The sequence below is a fragment of the Saccharopolyspora kobensis genome, assembly GCF_900108315.1.
Taxonomy (GTDB): Bacteria; Actinomycetota; Actinomycetes; order Mycobacteriales; family Pseudonocardiaceae; genus Saccharopolyspora; species Saccharopolyspora kobensis.
In genome coordinates, this window is record NZ_FNVB01000003.1 from 120,803 (window position 1) to 147,738 (window position 26,936).

24 protein-coding genes are annotated in these 26,936 nt (G+C 71.4%); 9 read left to right on the top strand and 15 right to left on the bottom strand.

What is annotated here, in order from left to right; translation table 11 throughout:
• Positions 1–358 precede the first annotated feature (358 nt).
• Positions 359–658, top strand: coding sequence for a hypothetical protein (locus C4T78_RS09270; RefSeq protein ID WP_093358531.1), 300 nt, complete (start codon positions 359–361; stop codon positions 656–658).
• Here the strand turns inward: C4T78_RS09270 and C4T78_RS09275 are convergent.
• The 7 genes from C4T78_RS09275 to C4T78_RS09305 form a co-directional block, all read right to left on the bottom strand.
• Positions 645–992 (bottom strand): SMI1/KNR4 family protein, encoded by a 348-nt coding sequence (locus C4T78_RS09275; protein WP_093358533.1) that lies wholly within the window; start codon positions 990–992, stop codon positions 645–647. The two genes, C4T78_RS09270 and C4T78_RS09275, sit on opposite strands and share 14 nt — an antisense overlap.
• Before the next feature lie 134 nt (positions 993–1,126).
• Complete coding sequence (locus C4T78_RS09280) at positions 1,127–3,262, bottom strand: TerD family protein (RefSeq protein ID WP_093358536.1); 2,136 nt, start codon at positions 3,260–3,262, stop codon at positions 1,127–1,129.
• Between the two features lie 7 nt (positions 3,263–3,269).
• Positions 3,270–3,926, bottom strand: a complete 657-nt coding sequence (locus tag C4T78_RS09285) for a hypothetical protein (RefSeq protein WP_093358539.1) — start codon at positions 3,924–3,926, stop codon at positions 3,270–3,272.
• Entirely contained in the window at positions 3,923–4,414 is a 492-nt protein-coding gene (locus C4T78_RS09290) for a HEAT repeat domain-containing protein (protein ID WP_218161767.1), read from the bottom strand. Before C4T78_RS09290 ends, C4T78_RS09285 begins: the two co-directional genes overlap by 4 nt.
• A gap of 11 nt (positions 4,415–4,425) precedes the next feature.
• Complete coding sequence (locus tag C4T78_RS09295) at positions 4,426–5,160, bottom strand: SHOCT domain-containing protein (protein ID WP_093358543.1); 735 nt, start codon at positions 5,158–5,160, stop codon at positions 4,426–4,428.
• 104 nt (positions 5,161–5,264) lie between these two features.
• Positions 5,265–8,081, bottom strand: a complete 2,817-nt coding sequence (locus C4T78_RS09300) for a hypothetical protein (RefSeq protein ID WP_093358545.1) — start codon at positions 8,079–8,081, stop codon at positions 5,265–5,267.
• A gap of 46 nt (positions 8,082–8,127) precedes the next feature.
• Positions 8,128–9,996, bottom strand: a complete 1,869-nt coding sequence (locus C4T78_RS09305; RefSeq protein ID WP_093358548.1) for an HSP90 family protein — start codon at positions 9,994–9,996, stop codon at positions 8,128–8,130.
• Between the two features lie 726 nt (positions 9,997–10,722).
• Between C4T78_RS09305 and C4T78_RS09310 the strand changes: the two genes are divergently transcribed.
• Positions 10,723–12,300 carry an alkaline phosphatase D family protein gene (locus C4T78_RS09310; RefSeq protein WP_093358551.1) on the top strand — a complete coding sequence of 526 codons (1,578 nt, stop codon included), beginning with the start codon at positions 10,723–10,725 and terminating at the stop codon, positions 12,298–12,300.
• A 165-nt stretch (positions 12,301–12,465) separates the two neighbouring features.
• On the opposite strand, the gene C4T78_RS09315 is transcribed toward C4T78_RS09310, so the two are convergent.
• From C4T78_RS09315 to C4T78_RS09325, 3 genes are all read right to left on the bottom strand, one after another.
• Positions 12,466–12,918 (bottom strand): GNAT family N-acetyltransferase, encoded by a 453-nt coding sequence (locus C4T78_RS09315; protein WP_093358553.1) that lies wholly within the window; start codon positions 12,916–12,918, stop codon positions 12,466–12,468.
• Positions 12,919–12,991: 73 nt separating this feature from the next.
• Positions 12,992–13,366, bottom strand: coding sequence for a hypothetical protein (locus C4T78_RS09320; protein ID WP_143186071.1), 375 nt, complete (start codon positions 13,364–13,366; stop codon positions 12,992–12,994).
• A 229-nt stretch (positions 13,367–13,595) separates the two neighbouring features.
• A complete protein-coding gene (locus C4T78_RS09325; RefSeq protein WP_093358561.1) occupies positions 13,596–14,030 on the bottom strand; it encodes an NUDIX domain-containing protein in 435 nt (144 codons plus the stop codon).
• 326 nt (positions 14,031–14,356) lie between these two features.
• Here C4T78_RS09325 and C4T78_RS09330 point away from each other — a divergent pair, with 326 nt between their 5' ends.
• The gene (locus tag C4T78_RS09330) at positions 14,357–14,989 is read left to right on the top strand and encodes a hypothetical protein (RefSeq protein WP_093358563.1); all 633 of its coding nucleotides are present in this window, start codon (positions 14,357–14,359) and stop codon (positions 14,987–14,989) included.
• A complete protein-coding gene (locus tag C4T78_RS09335; RefSeq protein WP_093358565.1) occupies positions 14,986–15,558 on the top strand; it encodes a hypothetical protein in 573 nt (190 codons plus the stop codon). The genes C4T78_RS09330 and C4T78_RS09335 overlap by 4 nt, the downstream gene beginning before the upstream one ends.
• Before the next feature lie 28 nt (positions 15,559–15,586).
• Here C4T78_RS09335 and C4T78_RS09340 read toward each other — a convergent pair whose 3' ends face one another.
• From C4T78_RS09340 to C4T78_RS09355, 4 genes are all read right to left on the bottom strand, one after another.
• A complete protein-coding gene (locus C4T78_RS09340) occupies positions 15,587–16,999 on the bottom strand; it encodes a phytoene desaturase family protein (RefSeq protein WP_235863897.1) in 1,413 nt (470 codons plus the stop codon).
• 204 nt (positions 17,000–17,203) lie between these two features.
• Positions 17,204–18,661, bottom strand: coding sequence for a class I adenylate-forming enzyme family protein (locus C4T78_RS09345; RefSeq protein WP_093358567.1), 1,458 nt, complete (start codon positions 18,659–18,661; stop codon positions 17,204–17,206).
• Between the two features lie 130 nt (positions 18,662–18,791).
• Positions 18,792–20,147, bottom strand: coding sequence for a flavin-containing monooxygenase (locus C4T78_RS09350; RefSeq protein WP_093358569.1), 1,356 nt, complete (start codon positions 20,145–20,147; stop codon positions 18,792–18,794).
• 102 nt (positions 20,148–20,249) lie between these two features.
• Positions 20,250–20,906: a TetR/AcrR family transcriptional regulator gene (locus tag C4T78_RS09355; RefSeq protein ID WP_093358572.1), complete on the bottom strand. Its 657-nt coding sequence runs from the start codon at positions 20,904–20,906 to the stop codon at positions 20,250–20,252.
• A gap of 227 nt (positions 20,907–21,133) precedes the next feature.
• Here C4T78_RS09355 and C4T78_RS09360 point away from each other — a divergent pair, with 227 nt between their 5' ends.
• From C4T78_RS09360 to C4T78_RS09380, 5 genes are all read left to right on the top strand, one after another.
• Positions 21,134–22,471: an MFS transporter gene (locus C4T78_RS09360; protein ID WP_093358574.1), complete on the top strand. Its 1,338-nt coding sequence runs from the start codon at positions 21,134–21,136 to the stop codon at positions 22,469–22,471.
• Positions 22,468–23,685 (top strand): CaiB/BaiF CoA transferase family protein, encoded by a 1,218-nt coding sequence (locus C4T78_RS09365; RefSeq protein WP_093358576.1) that lies wholly within the window; start codon positions 22,468–22,470, stop codon positions 23,683–23,685. Before C4T78_RS09360 ends, C4T78_RS09365 begins: the two co-directional genes overlap by 4 nt.
• Positions 23,682–24,875 carry an acyl-CoA dehydrogenase family protein gene (locus C4T78_RS09370; RefSeq protein WP_093358578.1) on the top strand — a complete coding sequence of 398 codons (1,194 nt, stop codon included), beginning with the start codon at positions 23,682–23,684 and terminating at the stop codon, positions 24,873–24,875. Before C4T78_RS09365 ends, C4T78_RS09370 begins: the two co-directional genes overlap by 4 nt.
• A gap of 24 nt (positions 24,876–24,899) precedes the next feature.
• Complete coding sequence (locus tag C4T78_RS09375) at positions 24,900–25,880, top strand: LysR family transcriptional regulator (protein WP_093358579.1); 981 nt, start codon at positions 24,900–24,902, stop codon at positions 25,878–25,880.
• 130 nt (positions 25,881–26,010) lie between these two features.
• Entirely contained in the window at positions 26,011–26,403 is a 393-nt protein-coding gene (locus tag C4T78_RS09380; protein ID WP_093358581.1) for a VOC family protein, read from the top strand.
• 12 nt (positions 26,404–26,415) lie between these two features.
• Here the strand turns inward: C4T78_RS09380 and C4T78_RS09385 are convergent, their stop codons facing one another.
• Positions 26,416–26,829: an organic hydroperoxide resistance protein gene (locus C4T78_RS09385; protein WP_093358583.1), complete on the bottom strand. Its 414-nt coding sequence runs from the start codon at positions 26,827–26,829 to the stop codon at positions 26,416–26,418.
• Positions 26,830–26,936 lie beyond the last annotated feature (107 nt).

Consider the following 26,936-nt stretch of genomic DNA (forward strand, 5'->3'; position numbering starts at 1 on the left):
GGCCACTACCGATCACCCAGCGTGCCACCGAGGTGCGCGCGGTCGCCGAGGGAGGGGCACCGTCCTGGTACGCCCGCTGGGCGCATCGCTTCGCCAACGCCCTGGAGCCATCCTCTCTCGGCCCGCTCCACGAGGGGCGGTGGGTGCTCTCCCGGCAGCTCGTCCGGGAAGGGATGGCACGGACTGGAGGCGGGCTGGCCCGCGAATGGCGCTCCCGGCTGCTCGACGAGCATCCGGGCGGCTACATCGACTGGTTCACCGGCTCATGGAGGATCATGCCCCTGCGGCAGCCGCCACTGCCCGACGACGGCAGGGCGAAGGCTGCCGGAAGCAAGCACGGGAGGGCATCCTGCCGCCCGTGCTGCTCTGGTGGTTCAGCGGACTCCACTGCTACGCGATCCTGGACGGCCACGCCCGCCTCATCGCCGCCATCGCCGACAACCGGGAGCCGCCGATACTGGTCCTCTCCCGCGCACCGTCCGAGGAACAGACCAGGGCCGCGACGGACAAGGCCCTGGCGACCTATCGCGGAACGATGTCCATCCTGGACGATCCGCATCCGGTGGCCGATCGCCGAGGCGCGGCCCGGGCTGCGAGCCACCTGCTGGCCACGCAGCTGCACGAACTCAAGGTCGGCTACGCACTCACTCGCGGATAGCCGATGACCCCGGTGCGAGGTGCCGAACCAGCCGCCTCGACCAGTTCGGCCCCGCAACGCGGCCGTCCGCGGCGCAGCACCTGTCAGCGACCTCGCCGTAGCGCCCGTCGGTGAGCTGCAGGTCGTCGATCAACCGCTCCACGGGACGCGTTCCACGGCTGATCGGGTTGAACCCGTGCACGCCCGGCGAGTTGTCCGAGCCTTCGGGAACCCAGCCGCCGTTGTTCGTCCGGCAGTGGTCTTCGAAGACGTCCGGCAGGGTCTGATCCAGGAAGCGCTCGAAGACGTCGAATTCCTCGTCGGTGACCGGCTTCTCGGTGTGCTCCAGCCGCATTGGCCCGTCCCCCGCCGAGTGCGCTGATGGCCTGTCCCGGCAGGACAGGCCATCAGCGTTGGTATGACGCGAGGAAAGCGGAAGAACTAGGAATCTATAGTGATCAGAAGGAAGTTCCCCATGGCCTCGCGAGCTCAGGATACCAGCCCGTTCGGTGTGATCGCGGTCGAACCGGCGGGCAGGCCGTCGGGCCGGTGCAGCCCGAGGAAGGTGACCGGTCCGTCCAGCTCGGCCGCCGGGTCCCAGGTGGTGACCGACCCGCACTTCCCGCGCCACAGCTCGACCAGGTGGCGCACGGTCAGGTACTCGCGCTGCACCAGGGCCTGGGCCAGCGCACCGGTGGCGAAGTTGTTGTTCTCCAGCTGGTTGAAGATGCGGTCGCTTTCCAGGTACAGGTGCAGCCAGATCGCCGTCCACGTCCCGTCCGCCCCGCGCGCGAACACGACCGGCAGTGCGATGCGGCCGGAGCCGCGCATGTCCGAGCGCGTCCGCACGGTGCGCGCGTCGAAGGGTGCGCCGGCTTGCTCGCGGTCGCGGGTCATCCAGCCGAACATCGACTCGGCGACCTGGTTGAAGTTCTCGCCGCTGAAGATGTCGACCTCTGGCACCACGTAGGCGGCGTCGACCGAGCCCAGCGGGATGTCGATGAACTCCGTCGCACCGCCCGGTGCCGAGGTGAGGTCCCCGGAGTGCACCACCGCATCGTCGGTGAGGCGGGTCCACGAAACGTGCCCGAGGTAGCCGAACTCCGCGTCGAGGAGCTGTCCGCCCAGGTCGAAGTCGGTGTCCTCGCGGGTCTGCCGCCAGTAGGTGAAGAACCGGAGCAGCTCCCCGTCGACCTTGCTGCGGGAGCCGCGCGGCAGCACTCCGAACCCGTCCTCGCTCGCCGCACCGGACAGCGGCAGCGCCACGTCCAGCACCGCCGGGTCGACCACCAGCCGCTCGGCCTCGGGCAGCCGGGTGCGCAGTTCGGCGTCGATCAGGGCGCTCGCCCGTTCGATCACCTCGCGCGGGAGCGGTGCCCGCGCGTCCGGGGTGACCCATGCCCGGCGGGCGCGGTTGACGAACACGCGGTGCCCGTCGGCCGTACTGCGGTTGATGAGGTGTTCCCGCACCGAGCACAGCACGCGCCCGGAGACGGTTCCGAGCACCTTCGCCATGGCGTCCAGCACCGCGTCCGGTTCGGCGGACTGGCGGAGCAACCGGTCGAGGGACCGCATGAACAATCCGGGTGCTTCGGACAGGACCGCGACGGCAGCGGGGACGTCCCCGGCGGCGAACGCCAGTTCCGCCCGGCCGGTCAGCGACTTCGCGGTCCGCTGGCCGCGCGCGACGGCGAACACGTCCTGCGCGCCGGGGAACTTCGGGTGCTCGTGCGGGTGCAGCCGCTCGCCGAGCCGCTTGAACCGCTCCGCCCACCGGGCGATGTCGCCGAGCTTGCCCTCGCTGCCGGTCACGACCTCGTCCAACGCGGCCAGCAGGACCCGCCGCTCGCGCCGGGTGAAGCTGCGGAACCGGGTCGGCTCGACCAGCGTCACGTCACCACCGCTGGCCTGGCACGCCGTGCGCAGCACGTCCACCACGGTGTCGACTTCGAGCAGCGGAAGTCCCGCCGCCAGCCGCACGGCGTTGATCACGGCCCGGTTCTCCCGCACCGGGATGCTCTCCGGCGGCGCGTAGTGCCCGGCCAGCTCGGCGAGCAGCTCGCGGTCGGCCTCCCGCAGCGGTGTCGTGGACCCGGCCAGCGCCAAGTGCAGCGCGCGGGCCTCGTCGTCGAACGAATCGCCCAGGTGCACGATCGTGACGCGGTCCTTGACCGAGGGGATTAGCTCGTCGTTCGCGGCCAGCATCTCGGCGTAGGTGTGCTGGTAGCGGCCGTAGCTCGGGAGGTCCAGCAGGCCTACCAGCCTGGCGCTGAGCAGACCGAGCAGTTCGGCGTCGGTCGCATCGCCCGGGGTGAAGGCCTCCCGCAGGCAGCTCACCCAGAACTCCACGGTGTCCGGCACGCCGTTCGGGAAGTCGATGAAGTACGGGTTGTGCCGCACGTGGTCGCCGACCAGCTCGCGCACCGCGCCGACCACCTGCGCGGCCAGGGCCGCGGCCGCACCGGGCTCCAGCCCGGACACGTGTTCCAGCAGGTCGCGCGAGGCTTTGAATCCGGCCCGCACCAGGACGGAGTCCAGCTGCCGCGCGGCGGCGGAACCATCCCCGGTCGGCGCCGTGCTGCGGGGCACGCGCAGCGTCCGCTGGATGATCTGCTGTTCGAGCACGGGACTCCTAGGTTCCTCGGGCCGGGATCTGGGCGACCCGGGTTCGCTCATCGGGTCCGATCCAGACGAACGCGGGTGCGCCGATCTCCGGGACCTCGTGGTGCGGGAGGTTGATGTCGGGCGACAGCGCCACGAGCGACATCTGGTTTCCGGGCGGCCATTCGCAGGCGACGTCGACGACCAGCCTGCTGACCCTGCGGTACCTGGTGGGCTTGCCGCGGATGCCCGCTACGGTGCCGCGCACCTGGACGGCCTCGGCGCGGAACGCCTCGTAGGCGTCGGCGAACCGGGATGCGGTGAAGCTCCGGACCGTCGTGTCGAAGTAGTGGGTCCAGGCCGGCGCCAGGAAGACCCACGGGAAGGCCGTCCAGATCACGTTCCAGTACCACGGGAAGAACTCCTCGTCGTCCCACGCGTTCACGGTGACCAAGCGCACTGCGAGCGCGCTCACGACGATCAGGAGCAAACCGGTCATGATGGGCTGCTTGATCGTCTTGAAGCTGCCGGTGATCAGCTCGGGGTTCTTCGGCAGCTGCGCGGGCTCGCCGATGCTGGAGACCACGCGAACTCGCGCCCCGCGCTGGACGAGGCGCTTCGCGGCGTTGAAATCCTTCGGCGCGGCAAGCGTTCCCGCCGCCCGGCGCTGCTGCTCACCGGCGCTCATGCCCACCTCTCCAGGGTTCTCGCGGCCCACGAGCCCAGCTCGTCGTCCGCCAGCAGTTCGCTCACCAGCCTCGTCCGTTCCTCGGACGGCCCGGCTTCCGCGCAGGCCGCCGCCGCGTTGTGCCGGACGTTCACGTCGTCGTCGGAGCGCATGGCGGCCGCCATCACCCGGTGGACCACCGGGTGGTCCGCGTAGGGACCGAGGGCCATCGCCGCGTGCTGGCGCACCAGGTCCTCGTCGTGATCGGACAGGGCGGCCACCACCGCCTCGCCCGCTTCCCGGCGGGCCTCTTCGTCGACCGGCGGGTAGAGCCGCAGGGCGGTCGCGCACTCGACGCGGGCGAGTTCGTGCTCGTCCGGGTCTGCGAGCACCGACGCCAGGAACCCGTGTGCGCTCTCGCCGTCGAGCTCAGCGACGATCGCGGCCTTCTCGTCGTCTTCCGGCTCCAGCGCGCGGTACCGCTCGATGAGCCTTCCGATCCGGTCCACCACGTGCACTCCTAGCCCAGCAGTCGTTGTTTGGCCTTCTGGTACTCCTCGTCGCTGAGCGCGCCGCTGGAGTGCAACTCCGCGAGCATCGCCGAGGAATCCACGACGTCCGCACCGGGCTCCGGCGGTTCGGCGACTCCGGATGCGATCTGCACGACCTTGGTCTGCTGGTCCGGTCCGATCCAGACGTGCGCGGGCGCGCCGACCTTCGGCACCTCGGTCTGCAGCAGGCTGATCTGCGTGGTGAGCACCACGAGCGGGCCTTGCGCGCCGCACCCGATCTCCGCGGCCAACCTGATCACCCGGCCGCTCTCGCTGGTCATCACGTGCACGTTCTCGACGGTGCCCGCGACGCGGACCGCCCGGGCCCGGAACTCCTCGAAGCCCGCGGCGAACCTGCGGGCGCAGGCCTGCCGCCGGAGCGACTTGGCGTAGCCGAGCCAGACCGGGGTCAGGAAGAACCACGGGAACAGCGTCCAGACCACGTTCCAGTACCACGGGAAGAAACCGTCTTCGTCCCAGGCGTTGAACGTGATGACGTACACCGCGAGCACGCTCACCGCGCACAGCACGACACCGCCCAGGAACTGCTGGCCGGGTGAGGAGATCGCACCGACGACCGCCTCTGGATCCGGCTCCAGCCGGGACGCGTCGGAGTCCCCGGTGACCACGCGCACGCGGGCATTGTTGTCGACACGTTCGGCCAGCGCGAAGAAGTCCTCCGTCGAGGAAAGGTGCTCGGGCATGGACTGATCCTAACCAGACGCCAAAATCGTTGGCCAGCTGGCACTTTCAAGAGCCACTGTGGACGCGGGGTGTCCCTCGCCTGCCGAGGGGCACCCCGCGCCGATCACTCGGCGACCGCGGCGCGGACCTCGGCGGCCTCAGCCGTGCGCCCGAGCTTCTCCAGCACCTCGCCGAACTCCAGCGACACCCCGGTGTGCGCCTGGCTGCCGACCGGCAGCCGCTGCAGCGACGCCCGGTACAGCCCGACCGCTTCTTCCGCGCGCCCCTTGTCGTTGAGCACGCGGGCGGCCAGCAGCTCCGACATCGCCGCGGAGCCCGTGTCGTGCACCGCGGCGTACCCGTCGGCAGCGGTCAGCGCGAGCGGGATCGCCTCTTCCTCGCGCCCCATCGCGGCCAGCGCGCGGGCCTTCGTGTCCGTCACGTCGGCGACGAACCACTCCGGCGGGTTCTCCCACTCCTCGCCCGCTGCGCGGCCGGCTTCGATCGCCGCGTCGAGGTCGGTCAGCCCTGCCTCACCGCGGAACTTGATCTTGCTCTGGCCCAGCTGGTGCAGCACCCTGGCGGCCTGCTCGGACAGCTCGTGCGCGCGGGCCAGCCGCAGCGCCGCCTCGAAGCTCTCCACCGCGTCCTCGTCGTCCACCGACACCAGCAGGTCGCCCAGCGCCGAGTGCGCCCGGATCGCCAGCGACACCAGCGCCTCGTCACCGGACTCCTCCGCGACGTGCGCGACCTCGGAGAACACCCGGTAAGCCGTGCCGAGCTCCTGGGCCTCGCGGGAGGCCAGGCCCAGCCAGAACCGCGCCTCCAGCGCGAACGCGCCGGCGCCCTCGGTGCCCGCGAAGCCCGCGGCCGCCGCGTCCAGCGACTCCATCGCCAGGTCCGGTTCACCGGCCTGCAGCTGGAACCGGCCCAGCCAGTACCGGTTGACGTTGAGGTCGCCGGTGTCACCGAGCTCGGCGTGCCGCACCGCGACCTGCGCGCGGTTCACCGCCTCCGCGACGTCGCCCAGGTCGTCGAGCAGGTGCGCCGCCAGCATCGCCGCCGACGACACACCGGCCCGGTTCCCGATCGCCGTCTGCAGGTCCAGCAGCTCGTCGGCCACCCGGACGCCGGTGGCGAAGTCGCTCATGCCGCCGGCGACCCGCGCCCGCAGTTCCAGCGCCTTGATCCGCGCGCTGCGGTCGGTCTCGGCGGCCAGCAGCGCGTCCAGCGCGTCGATCGCGGGCTCCGGCTGGCTCTCCCGCAGCAGCACCTGCGCCAGCAGGAACCGGGCCGAGGTGAGCTGCTCCAGCCCCGCGGCCTCGGCCAGCTCGACGGCTTCCCTGGCCAGCGGCACCGCGTCGGCGGTCTGATCGCGGTAGCCCAGCAGCCCGCCCAGGGAGATCAGGACCTCGGACCGGGCAGCGGCTTCGAGATCGTCGCGGGCCAGCACCGCGCGCAGCTTCGCTTCGCTGTCGTCGTCGAAGGGCGGGTACAGCGCCAGGCCGAGTTCCTCCTCGACGTCGGCCAGCTGCTGCTGCCCCAGGGCGCGCAGCGCCTCGGCCCGGGACTTGACGGCCTCCCGCGCGCCGTCCCAGTCCTCCCGCTCCCGGCAGATCGTCAGGACCGCGCGGTGGAACCGGGGCAGCAGCTCCGGTTCGGGCTGCTCGTCCATCTCCTCCAGCAGCGCCAGCGCCTCGTCCGGGTCCTCCTTGACCACGGTCGCCACCCGGATCAGGTCGAGGTAGTCCGCCGGGGTCTTCGGGGCCTGCGGTTCGGCGAGCTCGGCAGGCGCGAAGGTCTGCGTCTCGATCGGCAGGTCGTAGTGCTCGTCGGCCAGCGCGCGGGCCCGCGCGATCTCGGTGGCGAAGTGCTGGTTTCCGTTGCGCGCGTCGAAGGACTCGGCGATCTCACCGGCGACCCGCCACGATTCGGCGGCCAGCTCGGCGGCGGTGCGCCGGCGCGGCTCGATGCCGAAAACCGCTGCCACGTCGGGCATGTCGCTTCCGCGCACCTCGACATCGCCGTGCCCGCCGCGGGTCACCGCGTCCAGCAGCACGCCGTAGGAGACCAGCGCGCGGAACCGCTTGTAGACGTCCAGCGGGTCGTTCGGCAGCTCGCCGATGTGCCGCTCCAGCAGCGACAGCCCGCGCTCGGTGTTGCCCGTGACCGCGAGGAAGACCAGGTGGTCGGCCATGATGCCGAACCCGTCGGCGTTGGCCACCGCCGCGCGGTAGCTGCGGAAGTGGTGCCACTTGGCCTCGTCGGCGCGGCCCGCGCGCAGCAGCGGCAGCAGGGCGTTGCCCTGGGCGCGCTCCGGTTCCGAACCGCACGACACGCGGTTCTCGATGATCTCGTCGAACAGCCGCAGCGCCGTCTCCTCGTCGCCGGAGGCCCGGAAGTAGTCGGCGTCGTCGCTGCGGACGCAGGCCTCGCAGTGGCTGTAGTTGTCGCGCGGCAGCTCCTCGCGGGCCGCCCGGAACCCGGCCGCCTCCTCGAAGCGCCCCGCCGTGGTGGCGTTGGACATCTTCGCCTGCCAGACGCCGGAGAGCCCGACACCGGCAGCCCGGTAGCGCCGCTCCATGTCGTCGAGGACCTGGTCGACCTGCTGCTGCGGGAACGCCGGGTTCAGCGCGACCGCCTCGGCCATCCACTTGTAGTACCAGAGCAGGTCGTTGTCCTCGACCTCCAGCGGGAACCGCGCCGGGTCGGAGTCGTGCTGGCCCAGGCACCAGGAGAACGCGGTGAACATCGTGTCGCTGTCACCGGTCATCGACGCGCTGGAGATCTGCCGCATCCGCGCCTTGTAGAGCAGATCCTCCTCGCCGGCCTCCTGCGCCAGCCGGACCGCGTCGGCGACCATCGCCGATTCCTCCGGCCCGTAGGGCATCATCTCGCTGTCGTCGAGCAGCCGCTCGATCTCGGTCACGGTTTCGGACATGCTTCGGGTCCCCTCTTCGTCAGGTGTTGCGCGGCCTCGGCCGCGGTCAGCTCGTGACGCCCACGCTGAGCTGGATCAGGTCGCTCATCGCGGTGGTCATCACGGTTCGGTCGTTGCGGGACAGCGGCCGGTGCCCGGCCAGCAGGGCCTGGATGTAGATCAGCCGGACGCTGCGGTCGAAGACGAGCTGGTCGTCCAGGTTGGACAGCTGGCGGATCATCGGGTTCTGCCAGTTCAGGCACAGCTGCGCCGTGGTGCTGCGAGGTGTGCGGCCGGGTTTGCCCGCGGTGATCGCGTCCACCCCGCCCAGCACGTCGGCCCACACCGCCGGTGCCGAGTCGCGCACCTCGGTGCGCTCGATCCGGCGGATGGCCGCCGCGTCGGCGACGTAGAGCGCCGTGACGTTGTCCGGCCGGAAGGAGCGCACCAGCGCGTCGCAGCCCAGGTCGGCCAGCACCGCCGCCGCCCGGCGCTCCAGCGCGCTGGTGCTGCTGCGGTCGTCCATCGGCGGTGGTGCGAGCTCGTCCAGGATCGAACTGGCCTGGACCTGCTCCACGGTGACGTCGTCGATCAGCAGCGGCAGCCGACGCAGCAGGTCCGACTCGTAGGTGTAGCCGCCGTTGATCACCGGCTGGTCGGGCGGGACAACCGCCGCGATCTGCCGGAACTCGTCGACGGTCTCCACGTAGCGGACGTGGCGGGACTGATCCAGGTAGTCGCGGACGGTCATCCGCCCGGCCGAGGTCTCCACGGTCAGCCACGGCAGCACCGCGGCGGCGAGGTCGTCGTCGTGCACGGCCATCGACTTCAGGCCCAGGTGGTGCACCGCGACGAACCGCTCGAACCGCGCCGGCCGGGTGGTGGCCTGCTGGACGATCCAGCGCCGCAACGCCTTCCCGATCTCCTCCCGGGTGTACTCCAGCGCCTCGTCGGCGACCAGCTGCTCGCGCGACGCCGTCGGCCGCAGGCCCTCGGTGTTGAGGACGCAGCGCACGAAGTAGGCCCACTCGGGCAGCAGTTCGGAGAGGTCCTCGCCCAGCAGCATCCGGCCGAGGTAGAGCTGCCCGCTGCGCCGGGCGCCCGGCGGCGGCGCGAACGGCAGCACGTAGGCCACGCCCTGCGTTCCGGTGGCGGGCACCGAGATCTCGATCGTCTCCAGTGGACGGTTCCCGGTCAGCTCCGCGCCGAACGCCTCCAGCGCCTCGGCGGCCGACCGCTCGTCGGCCGGTCGCTCCTGCGGCAGGAACACCGCTGGTTCGTTGACCGTCTCCCACGTCTGGTCGGCGCGCCGCACGAGCACCTCGACCGGCAGGTACCGGCCGAAGCGGCGGGCCAGCGACAGCACCTTCGCCGCGGACAGCAGCGCCGCGTCGTCCGGCCGCGGGGACAGCCGCACCTCGGTGCCGATCGCCACCCCGCCCGACTCGGCCTCGGTGAGCTCCCGGATCGAGAAGGTGCCGTCGGCCGATCCGGTCCACTCCACCGGCGGGTGGCCGTGCACCGAGCGGCTGCGCACCACGATCCGGTCCGACACCATGAAGCAGCTCAGCAGGCCGATGCCGAACTGGCCCAGGTAGTCCTCGTCGCGGAGGTTCAGCACGTCGTCGCGCTTGGAGCTCTTGCCCACGGTGGCCAGCAGCTCGCCCGCTTCGGCGGCGCTCAACCCCTGCCCGGCGTCGCGGAAGACGAACTCCTCCGGTGATTCCGGCACCGTGCCGACCGGGAAGATCTCGATGCCGCCCCGGCCCTGCCCGCCGTCGGCCTTGGCGCGAGCGGCGATCGCGTCACGCCCGTTCTGCAGCAGCTCGCGCAAGTAGACGTCGGCGCCGGAGTAAATGTGCCTGCTCAGCAGATCGACCACTCCACCAAGGTCCACCTGGAACGGGCGCACAAGCGAACTCCCGGCGTTTTCCATCAGAATTCTCCCTCCGCACGAGCTCACCGCCGAGCATACGGGACACCACTGACGACTCCGCGATTCCCAGTTGCTCGCGACTACTCGTACCACGTCGACATCTTCGCTGGTCAAGCGGTTTTTCGCGATGCGCCACCAACTAAGGTCGGCACCCGGAACGCGTCTCGAGGACGATTCTCGGCGCGGTAACGAATTCGTCACACAGCACTTCGAGAATGCATTCGGGAAAAACGTGTAGGCAGAATTACCGGCAGAATCGAAACAGGGCGCACCGAGCGTTCATTGGCGCACACGCTCCGTGCACATCGGACAGTGGCGCGACCGGGCGCCCGGCGTACATCACCGGGTCAGCGCCGGTTCACCCGGCAGCCATCTCGCAGCTCCAGAACACCGGTTGCGCTGAACCGCTCGACGGGTTCGAGCGAGGCCCCTGACGGCACTTCTCGCTCGAGACGCCACCGCTGTTCACCGACCGCCGGAAGTCTGCGGCACCAGAAGGCTCGCCGCTCCACTGCGCAGCGCTGGGAGAATGCGCGTCGGGCGCCGACGAAACAGTGCGCACCGCAAGTTCGTTCCCCGGCACGCTCCGTGCACATCGGACAGTGGTGCGCCGGGAATACATCGCCGGGTCAGCACCGGTTCGCCCAGCGGTCATCTCGCGGATCTAGCGTGCACCGGATTCACCGATTCGGCGCGCCCGGCCGCGCACAACTGCAGAGGGGAACCATGACAGAGAACTCCGGCACCAGCGGAACAAACCCGTCCCGGCGCCAGGTCCTGCTGGCCGGCACTGCGGCGCTCGGCGCGGCGGCGCTGACCACCGCGGGTCTGGGCAGCACCGCCGCGAGCGCGCTGCCCGGCGCGGGCGGCCGGATCCGGTCTCCGTTCACGCTCGGTGTCGCCTCCGGTGAACCGCTGCCGCACGGCGTCGTGCTGTGGACCCGGCTGGCGGTGGACCCGCTCGCCGACAACGGTCTCGGCGGGATGCCCGACCGGGTCGTGCCGGTGCAGTGGCAGGTCGCCGAGGACGAGGGCTTCCGCAAGATCGTGGCCAGCGGCACCGCGCAGGCCCGACCGGAATCGGCGCACTCCGTGCACGTCGAGCTGTTCGACCTCAACCCCGCCACCGAGTACTACTACCGCTTCCGCGCGGGCAACGAGCTCAGCCCGGTCGGCCGCACCAGGACCGCACCGCGCTTCGGCGCGCAGCTCGACGAGTTCTCCTTCGCCTTCGCCAGCTGCCAGAACTACCCGGTCGGTCACTTCAGCGCCTACTCGCACATGGCCCGGGAAGACCTCGACCTGGTGGCCTTCCTCGGCGACTACATCTACGAGGGCGGCGCGAAGGGCGGCATCGGCCGCCCGCACGCGCCCGCGCGCGAGACCTTCGACCTCGCCGACTACCGCACCCGGCACGCCCAGTACAAGACCGACCCGGACCTGCAGGCCGCGCACGCCGCGTTCCCGTGGGTGGTGGTCTTCGACGACCACGAGGTGGAGAACAACTGGGCGGCCGACCGGTCCCAGCCCGACGACGAGCCCGACCAGGACCCGGCGGTCTTCCGCAAGCGCCGCACCGAGGCGTTCCAGGCCTACTACGAGAACATGCCGCTGCGCGAGACCCAGCACGCGTGGGGCGCGAACATGCGGCTCTACCGGCGGCTGACGTTCGGGAACCTGGTGGACTTCCACCTGCTCGACACCCGCCAGTACCGCGACTTCCAGGACCAGGACAAGCGGCTGGACGCCGAGCGCACCATCCTGGGCGCCGAGCAGCGCAACTGGCTGCTGCGCAACCTCGGCGGGCAGACCGCGCGCTGGAACGTCCTGGCGCAGCAGGTGTTCTTCTCGCAGCGCGACTTCACCGCCGGTGACGAGGACTCGTTCAGCGACGACGCCTGGGACAACTACGTGGCGGAGCGCAACCTGGTGCGCGACCGCATGGCGGGGGCGTCCAACCCGGTGGTGATCACCGGTGACGTGCACGCCAACTACGTCTGCGACGTCAAGGCCGACTTCGACGACCCGGCTTCGGCGACGGTGGCCACCGAGCTGGTCGGCACCTCGATCACCTCCAACGGCAACGGTGTCGAGCAGAACCCGGGCGATGCGGTCCAGCTGGCGGAGAACCCGCACATCAAGTTCATCAACCGGCACCGCGGCTACGTCCGCAACACGATCACGCCCTCGTCCTGGACGGCGGACTTCCGCGTCCTGGACTACGTCGAGAAGCCCGGTTCGCCGATCCGCGACCGCGCCCGCTTCGTGATCGACGACGGTCGCCCCGGCGCCAAGCTCGTCTGACGCATCGGGCGGCGACCTCCCGCAAGCCTGCCGTCGGCTCCGCTGCTCAGGCCCCGTGAGTGCTTTGGGGCGCTATGACACCCCAAAGCACTCACGGGCGGAAACGGAGCCGAGGTGATCGGCACAAGTCCGACGCCAACGACCGGAACGTCGTGGCGGCGACGGTCAGTCGAGGCGGTAGATCAGCCGCGGGAGTTCCCGGCCGGGGATGGATTCGGAGGGCGTGACGCCGACCCGGACCGCGCCCAGCTTCCGGTAGAAGCCCTCGGCGAAGGGGTCGGCGTCGATCGTGAATCGCTGGAGGCCGAGGGCGCGGGCCGCGGCGACGGCGTGCGCCCAGAGCCGGCTGCCGACACCGGTGCCGATGTGGTCCGGCTCGATGAACAGGCAGGTCAGCTCCCCTTCGGGCGCCCGACCCGCCAGGGCGTAGAAGCCGACCACGCGGTCTCCGACCTGCGCCACGGTCGCCCGCTGCTCCGCCAGATCGTCCGGCCGGAGGACCAGCTCGGCGCGGCACGCCTCCAGGAACGCCTCGTCGTAGCCCCAATGGGCCTTGGAGCGGAGCGCGAGATCGCTCAGAGCGGTGGCTTCGTCCGGGATAGCTGCGCGAATGAGCACGATCCCATGCTCGCACGGGGGCTGCCGCGATCAACAGCGGCTCGGGGAGACGCAGCCCCGACGCAGAAGCTGATCACGCCGGGTCCGCGGTGTCCGGTGCTTCGGCCTGGTCCCGCAGGAATGCGAGCTCGGATGTGAGCACGGCATCGAGTGAAGATGCACCGAGCACGAAGTTGATCTCGGTGGTGGGTCCCCAGACATCTCCGAGTCGCTCCCGGATCAGGAAGCCGACGATGTCCCCGAACGGGATGTCGAAGGCAGACTCCGTTGCGGACGGGCTGGTGCGAGCAAGCGGATGGCCTTTGACCAAGCGCTTCAAAGACCGCTCCATGAGCAGCAGGTCACCCGGGGTGGAGAGAACCGCGACATCGACACCGTGGTTCTCGCAGTTCTTGAGGTGCTCGTTCAACCGGGTCGCCACCGAGCTGGCGCGTCCCACTTCGGTCATTCCGGTGCTGAGGCTGAGAACGTAACCGCCCCGGGCGACCTCCCGCAGGCGCTTCGCGCCCCCGGAGAGGTCCACTCGACATGCGGGTTGAACGTGTGAACCTGGCGACCCGCGAGATGCGTCCTGCCCCAAGGGCTGCCTGGCAGGAGGGGCCGTCGGCCGGGCATGCGAGAGCCCCGCACCGATACGGGTGCCCCGTCGGTACGGGCTCCTTTCGCGTGTCCGGGCGCTAGCTGGCCGTCATCTCCAAGGCCTCGGCGATGAGCGTACGCACTTCGCTGCTCACCGGGTACTCGTCAGGGTCAGCCGACCAAGCGTGAGCATCGTGCTCCGTCAGCACGACATCTTCGGTACTGGTGGTGGTGTGCTGGCGGGTGCGCTTGCCGCTGCCCGAGAGGTACTCGAACGCTCCTAGGTACCCGGAAACCGCCTCGATCTTCAGCCCGGTTTCCTCGGCGGCCTCCCGGTGCGATGCCGCGAGGAGGTCTTCGCCCGGCTCGATCTTGCCGGACGGCAACTCCCACGTTCCGCCCCGGAAGTCCGTCGTCGGCCGCCGCACCACCAAGAACTTCCCGGCGTGGCAGATCACCGCCCCCACCACCTGCTGCTCGATGCCGTCCCGGGCATCTCGCCCGGTCAGTGCGGTGCTGTCGATCTGGCTCATCGGTGCGCGCCCTCCACGAGACGGTGTCGGTTGCTGATGACCTTGCCGAAGTCCAGAGGGTGCCGCTCAGGTGCAGGCCGGGAGCTTCAGGGTGTCGGTGAATCCTGACCGCCTAGGGGAGTCACCGCCGCGCCCAGGCTGGCCGTGTGCCTGCGCGATCTTCCTAGGGGTGCTGACGCCGATCACGTTCCTGCCGGAGACCAAGGGCGTCAAGCTGGGCGGCGACGCGCGACCACCCGGGTATCGGCGGGCCGATCGTGACCGTCCACACGTGACGGCGCAAAAACCGGTGCCGTCGTGGGGAAATCGTGTGCGATGATGGTCGCGTGACCACGACTCCCGCGACGGCACCGCTGTTCGCCGTGCCGCGCGATGAGGTGTGGGTGCGCTGTCCGCGTTGCTCCGGTCCCGCCCTCATCCGCCGCGGCGTGGCGCGGTGCGCGCGCTGCGCGTGGACCGCCGACGGCGGCGAGGCCGGTCACTGGTGCGCGTGCTGCCAGGAGTGGGAAGGAGACCGGCCCGCTCCGGTCGGTGACCGCCGGGTGGTGGTCGAGCAGCGCTGCCGCGACTGCGGGCGGCGCGAGTCGTTCACCACCACGCTGCGCCCCGCCCGGTCCGCTCGGCCGCGCGCCTGCGGGTGCGGTGGCCGCCCGGAGCTCGTCCGTCACTGGCCGTTGAGCCGCGACATGGCCGCCGACGGCATCGATGCGCTCTACGGGCTGCCGTTCTACCTGACCACCTCCTGCTCCGGGCACCGGCTGTGGGCGGCCAACGAAGCCCACCTGGACTACCTGGAGCGGTTCGTCGGTGCCAAGATCCGCACCGTGCGCCAGACCCCGGCCGGGCGCGAGCTGGGCTACAAGCTGCCTCGCTGGATGCTGCTGGCGAGCAACCGCGACGCGGTGCTGTCGGCGCTGGCCGAGCTCCGCGCGATGCTGCCCGAACCGGCGCGACGATGACCGCGATCGCCGGCCGCGCCCTGGAACGCCTGCGCCGAGCGGGCATCCCGCTCGGCCCGGGCTTGTCCGAGCAGCAGCTGCGGAGCGCCGAACACCGCTTCGGCATCGCGTTCGGCCCCGACCACGCGGCCCTGCTCCGGCAGGCGACGCCGCGCGGCCCCGGCTGGGTGGACTGGCTCGGCAACCCGGAAGAGGTGCGCCAGCGGCTGGCGCTGCCGCTGGAAGGTGTGCTCTTCGACGTCCGCGAGAACGCGTTCTGGCCGGATCGCTGGGGATCCCGGCCGGCATCGAAACCGGGCGCGCTAGAGAAGGCGCGGGAGCACCTGGCCCGCGTGCCGGTGCTGCTGCCCGTCTACGGCCACCGCTTCCTCCCGGCCGCACCGGCGGGCAGCGGCAGCCCGGTGTTCTCGGTGCACCAGACCGATGTCATCTACTACGGCGCGGATCTGGCCGACTACATCGCCCGCGAGTTCCTCCCGCCCACCGGCGCACCGCTGACCTGGCCCACCGCGCGGATCGATTTCTGGTCCGACCTCGCCGAAGCGGGGCCCACCACCCGCTCCTGGTGAGGCGGCGTCGCCGATCGATCCGCGTTCCTCAGCGGCTCCGCGCGCGACCGCGCAGGTGTTTCAGCGCGCGGGCCGCGGCGTTGGCGCCGCACATGCCGTGGGCGCCCGGGCCTGGCGGCGTGGCCGCCGAGCAGATGTAGTGGCCGGGCAGTCCGACGTCGTAGGGGTTGAGCGTCGTGCGGGGGCCGAAGATGAGCTGGGGCGAGTTCTTGGCCCCGGTGAGGATGTTGCCGCCGACGTAGTTCGGGTTGTACTCGGCGAATCCGGCGGGGGTGCGCACCGCGGTGCCGACGATCCGCTCCCGGAAACCGGGGGCGAAGCGTTCGACCTGCGCGATGATCGCCCCGGTCGCGTCACCGGAGTACCCGTTCGGCACGTGGGCGTAGGACCACACCGGGTGCACGTCGCCGACCGAGCGCTGCGGGTCGGCCAGGTACTGCTGGCCGACGAGCACGAACGGCCGCTCCGGCATCCGGCCCCTGTGGATCTCCCGCTCGGTGGCGGCGATCTCGGCGAACGAGCCCCCCACGTGCACGGTGCCCGCCCGGCGCGCCGGTTCGGCCGTCCAGGGCACGCCGCCTTCGACGGCGAAGTCCACCTTGAACGCTGCCGGTCCGTAGCGGAACCGCCGGTAGGCCCGGGCGATCCGGTTCGGCAGGCGGTCGCCGAGGATGTCGGCGACCGCGGCCGGGGCCAGGTCGAAGATCGTCACGTCGCTGCTCGGCAGGTCCGCGCTGGATCGCACCCGGACGCCGGTCTGGACCTCGCCTCCCAGATCGCGCAGCAGCGCGGCCAGCGCACCGGTGATCGACCGGGAGCCACCGGCCGCCACCGCCCACCCGTGCCGGTGCCCGGCGGTCAGGATGCCCAGGCCGATGCTGGAGCTCAGCGGCCGGTCCAGCGGGTGGAGGGCGTGCGCGGCCACTCCGGCGAACAGCGCCTTCGCCGGTTCCCCGGAGAAGGCCTTCGCCAGCACCGACGCCGGCAGCAGCGCGGGGATCCCGAAGCGGGCGAGCCGCAGCGGGTGGCGCGGGATCCGCAGCAGCGGCCCGAGGATGTCCTCGGCGAGCACGTCGTAATCGGCAGCCGGGCCTGCGAACAACCTCGACCAGCGGCGGCCGTCCGCCCCGAGACCGGCGGCGGTCTCGGCGACGGAGCGGTGCAGCACCCCGGCGGTGCCGTCGTCGAGCGGGTGCGCGCAGTCGATCTCGGGGAGCAGCCATTCCAGGCCGTAGCGACCCAGACCCAGGCCCCGCAGGAAGCTCGATCCCACCGCCATCGGGTGCGTCGCCGAGCACTGGTCGTGGAGCAGCCCCGGCACGATCGCCTCGGCGCTGCGGGTGCCGCCACCGAGCTCGTCGGCCGCCTCCAGCACCGTGACCTGCACGCCTTCCCCGGCCAGGGCAACGGCGGCGGCGAGGCCGTTGGGGCCGCTACCCACCACGACCGCTGTCCCGCTGCTCCGCGATTCACTGCGGTGGTCACGTCCGCGTTGCGCGGGTCCCCGCGGCCGAGTTGCGTCGCCGGAGTGGGATCGCGGTGGCTCAGGGCTGCTCATCTCGGGCTCTCCCACGGCCGGGTCGGTCTCGCCGCTGTCGCGCACCGACGGTAGCCCACCCGGACGGCGCCAGCTGGTTTCCGGGGGTCAGCGGTCTTGGAAGGCCTTGCGCAGGGCCGGTTTGTCGATCTTCCCGACCGGGTTCTTCGGCAGCGCGTCGAGCAGGTGGACCTCGACGGGCAGCTTGATCTTGGTGAGGTCGGCCCGGCAGCGTTCGAGCAGTTCCTCGGCGGTCACCACCGCCTCCGGGTAGGGCACCACGCAGGCCACCGGGACCTCGCCGTACACCGCGTGCGGGACGCCGATCACGGCCGCTTCCAGCACGCCGGGGTGACCGTGCAGCACGGACTCGATCTCCTTCGGGTACACGTTCTCCCCGCCCCGGATGATCATGTCCTTGAGCCGGTCGACGAGGGTGAGGTAGCCGTCCTCGTCGATCCGGCCGACGTCCCCGGTGCGCAGCCAGCCGCCTGCCAGCGTCGTGGCGGTCTCCGCCGGCCGGTTCAGGTAGCCCCGCATCACGTTGGGCCCTTGGATGACGACCTCACCGATCGCACCGGCCGGCAGCAGATCGCCCTCCGGCGAGATCGTGGCGATTCGCTGCCCCGGCAGGGCCGGCCCCACGGTGCCGAGCTTGCGCACGCCGTGGACCGGGTTGCAGGCCGATGCGCAGGTGCCTTCGGTGAGCCCGTAGCCCTCGACCATCGCGAACCCGAACCGCGCCTCGCAGTGTTCGAGCAGTTCCCGCGACACCGGCGCCGCACCGCACACCGCGAACCGCAGCGACGAGGTGTCGGCGGCGAACTCGCCGGGCAGTTCGGCCAAGCGCGCGTAGATGGTCGGGACGGCGGAGAAGTAGGTCGGCCGGTACCGCTCGACGGCCGCGAGGAAGGATCTCGGGTCGAACCGCTCCAGCACCGTGAGCTGACCGCCGCTGAGCATCATCGTCAGGAAGCTCACGCAGATCGCGTTGACGTGGAACAGCGGGAGGACGAGCAGGCAGTGGTCGGCGTCGGTGGCGCGGAAGTGCTCGGCCATGGCCGAAGCCATCGCGTCGAGGTTGGCGTGGTCGAGCATCACGCCCTTGGGACGTCCGGTGGATCCGCTCGTGTAGACCAGCAGCGCCAGCTCCTCCGGCCGGATCCGCCGCTCGCGGAGGGTTGCGCGCGCCGCGCGACGCATCTCGTCGACGTGGATCACGGGGAGTCCGCCGCTCGGCGCTTCCGGCCCGCCGTTGAGCACCAGCCGGGCACCGGAGTCACGCAGCTGGTAGCCGGCTTCGTTCTCGGTGAATGCCGGGTTGACGGGCGTCACCGCGGCTCCGACGCGCCAGGCGGCGAGCAGCCCGATGAGCAGCTCGACCCGGTTCGGCAGCATGATGCCGAGCACGTCGCCGGGGCCGAGGCCGCGCTCGGCGAGTTCCTCGGCGAACGCCGCGACCCGCTGCCCGACCTCCGCGTAGGTGAGCTCGTCGCGCTCATCGCGCAGGCACGGGCGGTTCGCAGTCGGTTCGGGGCGGTTCCACGGCAGGTATCCGACGTTCACAGGCCACCTCCGAGATGCGGCGAACTCCTCTGGTGCAGAACACTAGTCGTGCCGTCGTCCCGTTCCCAGCCTCAGCGCGGACGGTGTCCCGGCGCCGCGCACGACGCACCACAGTGGACTGTTCGTCCGGTCAGGCGGAAGTGCGGCTGACCGCTCGCATCGCCGCGCGCGCTCCGGGCTCGTTCCGCTTGGCGCCGCGGAGGCGTTCGCGGCTGAGTTCGCGCATGTAGTCGTCGAAGTCGACCTGGATGGTGTGGCGCCTGGAGGCGACGTAGCGCTTCGCGACGGCCTGCCGGTGCTTGGCGATCTCGGCGAGCATCGCCAGCCGGTCGGGCAGCGCGTAGCTGCCCTGCAGGTGATCGGCGACCAGCTCGGACTGCCGCTCCGCGATCGGCATGATCGCCCCGAGCGGCTGCACCAGGCCGATGAAGTACAGGCCGGGCACCCTCGGGTGGAACACCCGCTGGTAGAGCCGGATCTCGTTGTCCTCGCCTGGATCGAGGAAGGCGGCGTCGAAGAACGGGAAGCTGATCCGGTAGCCGGTGCAGTACACCACCAGATCGGCCGCTGCCCGGCTGCCGTCGGTGAACACGACCTCGGAGCGGTCGAGGCGCGCGATGTTCGGCTTGGGGTGGATCGCGCCGTGCGCCAGGCGGTCGAGCACCCGGCTGGACATCGTCGGGTGCGCCTGGGCGAACTTGTGGTCCGGCGCAGGCAGCCCGTACCGGGTCATCCGGCCGGTGACCGACCGCAGCAGCAGCCGGGCCAGCGGCCACCGGACCCAGCCGGGGATGCGCTCGCTGCCCGCGATCTGGTCGTAGGGGCGGCCGAACACGTACTTCGGGATGATGTGCGCGCCGCGGCGCGCGGACAGGTAGGTGGCCGCGGCGTGGTAGCTGGCGTCCACCGCGATGTCCACCGCCGAGTTGCCCATGCCGACCACGACGACCCGCTTGCCCACCAGCTGCGACTCGTCGGTGTAGCGGTGCGAGTGGATCTGCTCGATCCCGGTGGTTTCGGCGCCGGGGAAGGCCGGGTCGGGCCAGCGGGGGTCCCAGTGGTGCCCGTTGGCCACGCACACCGCCTGGTAGCGGCGGGTTTCCCCGGTGCTCAGCGCGACGTCGAAGCCACCGCCGGGCAGCGGTGCGACGTGCCGCACTCCGGTGCGGAAGGTGATGTGCTCGCGGAGCCCGAAGTGGTCGGCGTAGGCGTCGAAGTACGCGGCGACCTGGTCGTGCCGGGCGAAGTCGGGCAGGTGGGCGGGCATCGGGAAGTCGCTGAAGGCCATCCGCTCGCGGGAGGTGTTGATGTGCAGCGACCGGTAGGCGGCGGAGATCCCGTTGCGGTTGCCCCACACCCAGTTCCCGCCGATCCGGTCGGAGAGCTCGAAGCAGTCGAACGGGATGCCGCGTTCGAGCAGCACCTTCGCGGTGGCGATCCCGGAGGAACCGGCACCGATGACGCAGACGCGGGGCGGCGCGGACATGACCGGAGGACCTCCCGTGTGACCAGTGGTCATATGACCAGCGGTCACATTAGGCGCGCGCCATCGCCGAGGACAACCCCGACCGCACGGTTGGAGTAGCGGTCAGCGCCGCGCACCAGCGGCGGCGAAGGCCGCGACCAGCGTATTCACCAGCCGGTCCACCGCTTCCCCGACCTGCCGGGAATCACCGGAGCTCAGCCCGAGCACCGGGTCCAGGCCCGGGTTGTGCGGAGCCAGCGCGAGGTGCGGCAGGAGCACCAGAAGCAGCGCGAGCAACGCCTCGATGTCGGCATCCGCGCGCAGTTCGCCCATGTCGCGGGCCTTCCGCAGCAGCGGGCGCAGCACCGCGAGGTAGTGGCCGTTGGCCGCCTCGCGCACCGCCGAGCGCGCGGTCATGTCCGGCTCCAGGCTCACCGCGGCCATGAACGCCCGGTCCAGCGGGTTCACCGCGAAGTAGGCCACCCAGTCCTGCGCAAGCTGCCGCAGCGCCGGGAAGAAGCCCGTCTCCCAGCTCAGCTCGGCGATGCGCAGCTCCATCGCGGCCCGGATGCGCTGGCTGGCCAGGTCCGCCAGGTGCGCGTACATGTCGGCCTTGTCGGTGAAGTACTGGAACAGGCTGCCCTTCGCCACCGAGGCGTTGCGCGCGATGGCGTTCAGGCTGCCGCCGGAGAACCCGTGCGCGGCGAACTCCGCCTCGGCCGCCCGCAGCACGGCTTGCCGCCGCGCCTCGGGCAACCGCTCCCACGTCGCCGTCGGCACCAGACCACTCCTCCCCGCGACAACCAGCGGCCACATTCTGCCGCAACAGAAGCGGATACCGGAAACATCAGCCCACAAGGGACGGGCGCGGCGGGTTATAGGCAGAACCGAACGCCCCGTCCGCACATCGGCCGTTGAACGCGACGCGCCGGCGGTGTGATGTGGACCATGTCGCGGCCGGGGTTCACCGACCGGCTCCGTCGACGTGAGCCCCACAGGAGAACCGCATGCCACCTTCCGATCCGCTCCTCACCCGCATCGGCGAGCGGCCGCGCACCCGGCACCGCTCGACGGGCTGGGGACTGGTCCTCTTCCTGTTCCTGTTCTTCACCCTGAACTTCGCCGACAAGGCCGCGGTCGGACTCGCCAGCGGCCGGATCCGCGCTGATCTGGGTTTGACCGCCGGGCAGTACGGCCTGCTCAGCAGCGCGTTCTTCTGGCTGTTCGCGGTCGGGGCGGTGGTGCTGACGGCCGCGCTGCGCAAGATCTCCTACACCTGGGGCGCCGGGCTGCTCATGTGCTCGTGGATGCTGAGCATGCTGCCGCTGACCACGCCGACCACCTTCGGCGTCCTGCTCGCCTCCCGCATCGCCCTGGGCTTCTTCGAAGGTCCCGCGCACGCCTTCTGCCAATCGGTCATCGCCGACCGCTTCCCGCCGGAGCGCCGCGCGACGGCGGGTGCCGTGGTCAACGCGGGCTCGTCGATCGGGCCGCTGCTGGCCGCTCCCGGCCTGACGTGGGTCATCGTGAACTGGTCGTGGCACGGGGCGTTCACCGTCCTGGTCCTCGCCGGTGCCGCGTGGACGATCGCCTGGTTCTGCTGGGCCGAGCGGATGCCGTTTCGCAAACCCGCCGATCGCGCCGGAGCGGGCAGCGCACCGGATCCCAACGGGCACATCACCGTCGCCTTCCACCGGTTGCTGCTCCTGCCCAGCTTCTGGGGGCTGGTGCTGCTGTCCTTCGCCGGTTACCTGATCTCCTCGTTGAAGGTCGCCTGGCTGCCCGCGTACCTGACCGAAGGCCTGGGATATCCCGCGAGCACCGTCGGCGTGCTGGCGGCCATCCCGTACGCGGCGGCCGTGGTCGTCCTGCTGTCGGCCGGCGCGCTCTCGGGCCGGCTGCTGCGCCGCGGCCGCAGCTCGCACCTGGCCCGCGGGAAGCTCACCGGCGCCTACCTGGTGTTCGGCGGGCTTTCGATGATCGCGTTCACCCAGCTCGACCCGGGCCCGCTGCAGGCGGTGCTCGTCGTGCTCGCCTTCTCGGTCAACAGCGTCGCGTTCTCGGTCGCCTTCGCGGGCGCCTCCGACTTCCTGCCCGCGCACCAGCGCGTCGCGTTCTTCGGCTGCATCATCGCGGCCTACAGCGTCGCGGGAATCCTGGCCCCCTACGGCCTGGGGCTCATCGTCGACCAGTCGCCCACCCCGGCCCAGGGCTATTCCACCGGGTTCCTCGTCGTCGGTCTGATCGTGTGCGCCCTCGGCGCTGTCGGCGGGGCGATGCTGAACCCGGAGCGCGCCAGGGCCGAGCTGGAACGTCTCACCAACACCTGCGGGAGCGCGAAATGACGGGGCCGCTGACGGGAATTCGCGTGTTGGACCTCGGCCAGTACATCGCCGGGCCGTGCGCCGCGCAAGTGCTGGGCGACCTCGGTGCGGAGGTGCTGAAGGTCGAGAGCCTGCGCGGCGATCAGGCCAGGCACATCGGCCCGTTCGGCGAAGCGATGGTGCAGGCCTACAACCGCGACAAGCGCAGCATCGCGCTGGACCTCCGCGACCCGGACGGCAGGCGCGTGCTGCACCGGCTCCTGGGCACCGCCGACGTGCTGGTGCAGAACTTCCGCCCCGGATCCGCCGAGCAGCTCGGGATCGACGCCGAAACGCTGCGCCGGGAGCACCCGCGCCTGATCTGCGCCAGCGTGACCGGGTTCGGCTCCCGCGGGCCGTCCCGGGAACGCCCCGGCCTGGACATCGCCGCCCAAGCCGAGTACGGGCTGATGCACGCGACCGGCGCCGCCGACGGCGAGCCGCAGCGGGTCGGCTTCCCGGTCGCCGACGTCACCGCGGCCAACGCGCTGGCCACCGGGGTGCTCGCCGCGCTCCTCGAACGCGAGCGCTCGGGGCGGGGCGCGCACGTCGAGACGTCCTTGCTGGAGGCGGTCATCTCGGCGCAGGCCGCCACCTGGGGCGAGTACGTGCTGACCGGGACCGCGCCCCGGCGGAAGGGCAACGGTCAGGCCAACGCCGCGCCCGCCGCCGACGTCCTCGCGCTCACCGACGGCGCGATCGTCCTCTCCGCCTACACCGCCGAGAAGTGGGCGGCCCTGTGCGAGCTGGTGGGCAGGCCGGACATGGTCGACGACCCGAGGTTCGCCGACAACGGCGCGCGCGTGCGCAACCGGCCGGAGATGCTCGCCGCGCTGCGCAGCGCGTTCGCGGGGATGACCCGCGAGCAGGCCATCACGGCGCTGCGCGCGGCCGGGATCGTCTGCGGCGCTGTTCGCTCCTTCGACGAGGTGGCCGCGGACGCGGACGTGGCGTGCTCGAACGTCATGGTCGAGGTGACCGACCGCAGCGGTCGCCGCGTCACCAGCCCCGGAACGGCCTTCACGCTGGACGGGCTGCGCCGGACCGCCTCGGCCGCCGCTCCCGCGGTCGGCGCGGACACCGCCGAGGTGCTGCGCGAACTCGGCTATCCCGATGAAGCGATCTCCGATCTCACCACCCGCCGCGTCGTCGGAGCACCGACGGCGCGTCCCGACGAACGAAGGGCACCGCGTTGATCGACCAGGACGTGCTCCGCCACGACTTCTCCGCGCACCTCGCGAAGATCGCGGAGTTCACCAACGACGAGCTGATCCCCGCCGAACCGGAGATGGTCGACGACGGCGCCGTCCCCCAGCGGATCCTCGACCGCATGGCCGCGCTCGGGCTGTTCGGGATCTCGATCCCGCGCCGCTACGGCGGCCTGGGCTGGACGATGGAGCAGCAGGTGCGGCTGACCTTCGAGTTCACCCGCGCCTCGTGTGTCTACCGGTCCCGCTTCTCCACCGTGATCGGGTTGTGCTCGCAGGCGATCCTCGATCACGGCACCGAGGCCCAGCGGCAGGAGATGCTTCCCGCGATGGCCACCGGGGATCTCGTCATGGCCTTCGCGCTCACCGAGGAGGAAGCCGGCTCGGACGCGGCTCACCTGCGCACGACCGCGATCCGCGACGGCGGGGACTACCTCGTCAGCGGAAGCAAGCGGTACATCACCAACGGCGCCTGGGCGGACGCGTTCCTGACGTTCGCCCGCACCGATCCGGGCGAGCCCGGCGCGGCGGGCGTCTCCGCGCTCATCGTCGACGCCCGGGCGCCCGGTGTCACCACCGAGCTGCCCCGGTACATGAACGGCCACGCCGAAGCCCCGGTCGCCGAGATCCGCTTCCAGGACGTGCGGGCCGGTTCGGAGCGGCTCCTCGGCGGTGTCGAGGGGCGGGGGCTGAAGATGGCCTTGCGCGGGATCAACCACGCCCGCTTGCACGTGGCCGCGACGTGCGTCGGTCAGGCCACCCGGATGCTGGAGGAGACCACCGCGCACGTGACCGGCCGCGAGCAGTTCGGCGGCCCGCTGGCCGACCTCGGCGCCGTGCGCTCGACGCTGGGCGAGAGCTACGCGGAGCTGGAGGCGGGCCGGGCGCTCGTCATCGAGTGCGCCCGCACCTTCGACCAGGGGGAGATCCCGCGGCACCGGATCGCCGCCGCGAAGCTGTACTGCTCGGAGATGGCCGGCAAGGTCGCCGACCGGTGCGTGCAGCTGCTGGGTGGCGCGGGCATCGTCGGACCGCACCCGGTGCCGCGCATGTGGCGCGATGTCCGGGCGCTGCGCATCTACGAAGGCTCTTCGCCGATCCACCAGCGCAACCTCGGCCGCGCGATGATCGAGCAGGTCGGCGCCGACGGGACGCTGCCCGACACGTTCCGCCGCTGATGTCCGGCGGGGGACGATGTGGGCATGGAGATCCGTCAGCTGGAGTACTTCCTGGCCGTCGTCGAGCACAACGGGGTGAACCGGGCGGCGCAGCAGCTGCACATCGCGCAGGCCTCGCTGTCGCAGAGCATCCGGCAGCTGGAGCGCGAGCTGAAGCTGACCCTGTTCCACCGCACGGGCCGGAACCTGGTGCTCAACTCGGCGGGCGAGCTGCTGGTCGAACCGGCGCGCAGGGTGCTGCGGGACGTGGTGGCGGTGCGCGACATCATGCGCGGCGCGCGCGAGCTGCAGGTCGGGTCGATCACGATCGGGACGATGCCGGAGATGTCCAGTGACGCGGTCGCCGCCTGGAGCTCCTCCTTCACCAGGCTGCACCCGGGCATCCGGCTCGATCTCGTGGAGCACGCGAGCGCGGCGCAGCTGTGCGAGGAGGTGTCGGTGGGCAACTGCGAACTCGGCTTCACGACGTTTCCCGCCCCGGTGGACGACCTCGCCGAGGTCGGCCTCGGCGTCCAGCGGCTCCTGCTGGTGATGCCGCCCGGCACGACCGGGTTCGACCCGGCGGCACCGCACGACCTCGCCCGGCTGGACGACGTGCCGCTGGTGGTGAGCAGTTCGGCGCACCGGGAGAACGACTTCGTGACGACCCTGCTGGGGCAGGAAGCGGTCGTTCCCCGGATCGTCGCGCGGGCCCCCAACCGTCACGCGCAGCTGACGCTGGTGCTCAACGGTGCGGGCAGCGCGTTCCTCCCGCTGCGCATGGCTGCGGCGGCCGCGCGCATGGGCGCCGTCGTGGTGGAGACCCGCCCGGCGCTGCGCACGCCGTTCGGCATCGTCTACCGCGACGGCGGCCTCAACCCGGCGGCGCAGAGCTTCGTGATCGGGAGCGGTGCGACGCTGGACCGGTGGAACGAGCTCATCGCCGGTTTCCAGCGGGAAGGGCTTTCCCTGCTGGAGGCGACCCTGCGCGCCGACGACGAACTCCACGCCCGGAAGCCCGACTGACACCGGAGATCCCCCAACCGTCCACTGCGGACGTTCGTCCCAGCGGCACCGGCCGGATCGAGCCCCGCCGGTTCCGCGCCACCGCGACTCCCCTTCGACCGGGGGCGAGAGGGCCGCTTACCCTCGGGCGGTGCGGATCGATCTCGTCACGATCGTCGTGGCCGACTACGACGAAGCCATCGAGTTCTTCGTCCACGTGCTGGGCTTCGAGCTGGTCGAGGACTCCCCTTCGCTGACCAACGACGGCCGCCCGAAGCGCTGGGTGGTGGTCCGGCCGCCCGGCGGCGGCACGGGCGTCCTGCTCGCCCGCGCGGACGGGGCGCGGCAGGCCGCCGCGGTCGGCGACCAGGTCGCGGGCCGGGTGGGCTTCTTCCTGCGGGTGGAGGACTTCGCCGGGACCTACGAGCGGCTGGTGGCGGCGGGCGTGGAGTTCACCATCCCGCCGCGCACCGAGCCCTACGGCCAGGTCGCGGTGTTCCTGGACGTCGCGGGCAACCGCTGGGACCTGCTCGGCCCGGCCTGAGCGCGGGCCCGCTCACTCGACGACGAGTTCGACCGGGATGTTGCCGCGCGTGGCGTTCGAGTAGGGGCACACCTGGTGGGCCTGTTCGAGCAGGTCGCGGCCGGTGGACTCGTCGACGGAGTCGGGCAGTTCCACCCGCAGCACCACGGCGAGCGCGAAACCCTCGCCCTGCTTGCCGATGCCGACCTCGCCGGTCACCGCGGCCTCGCTGAGGTCGAGGCCGGCCCGGCGGCCGACCAGGCCGAGCGCGCTGGCGAAGCAGGCGGCGTACCCGGCGGCGAACAGCTGTTCCGGGTTGGTGCCCTGACCGGAGCCGCCCATCTCCGCCGGTACCGCCAGCTGCAGGTCGAGCTTGCCGTCGGAGGTGACGGCGCGACCGTCGCGGCCGTGGGTGGCAGTGGCGACGGCGGTGTAGAGCGCGTCCATGGGAACCAGCCCTTCTTCTGATGTGCGGTCGTCGTGCCAGACCATCCTCACGCGCCGCGGACTCCGCCGCCAGGGCGAACCGGCCGAGCGCGCCCCGTCCTGTCCAA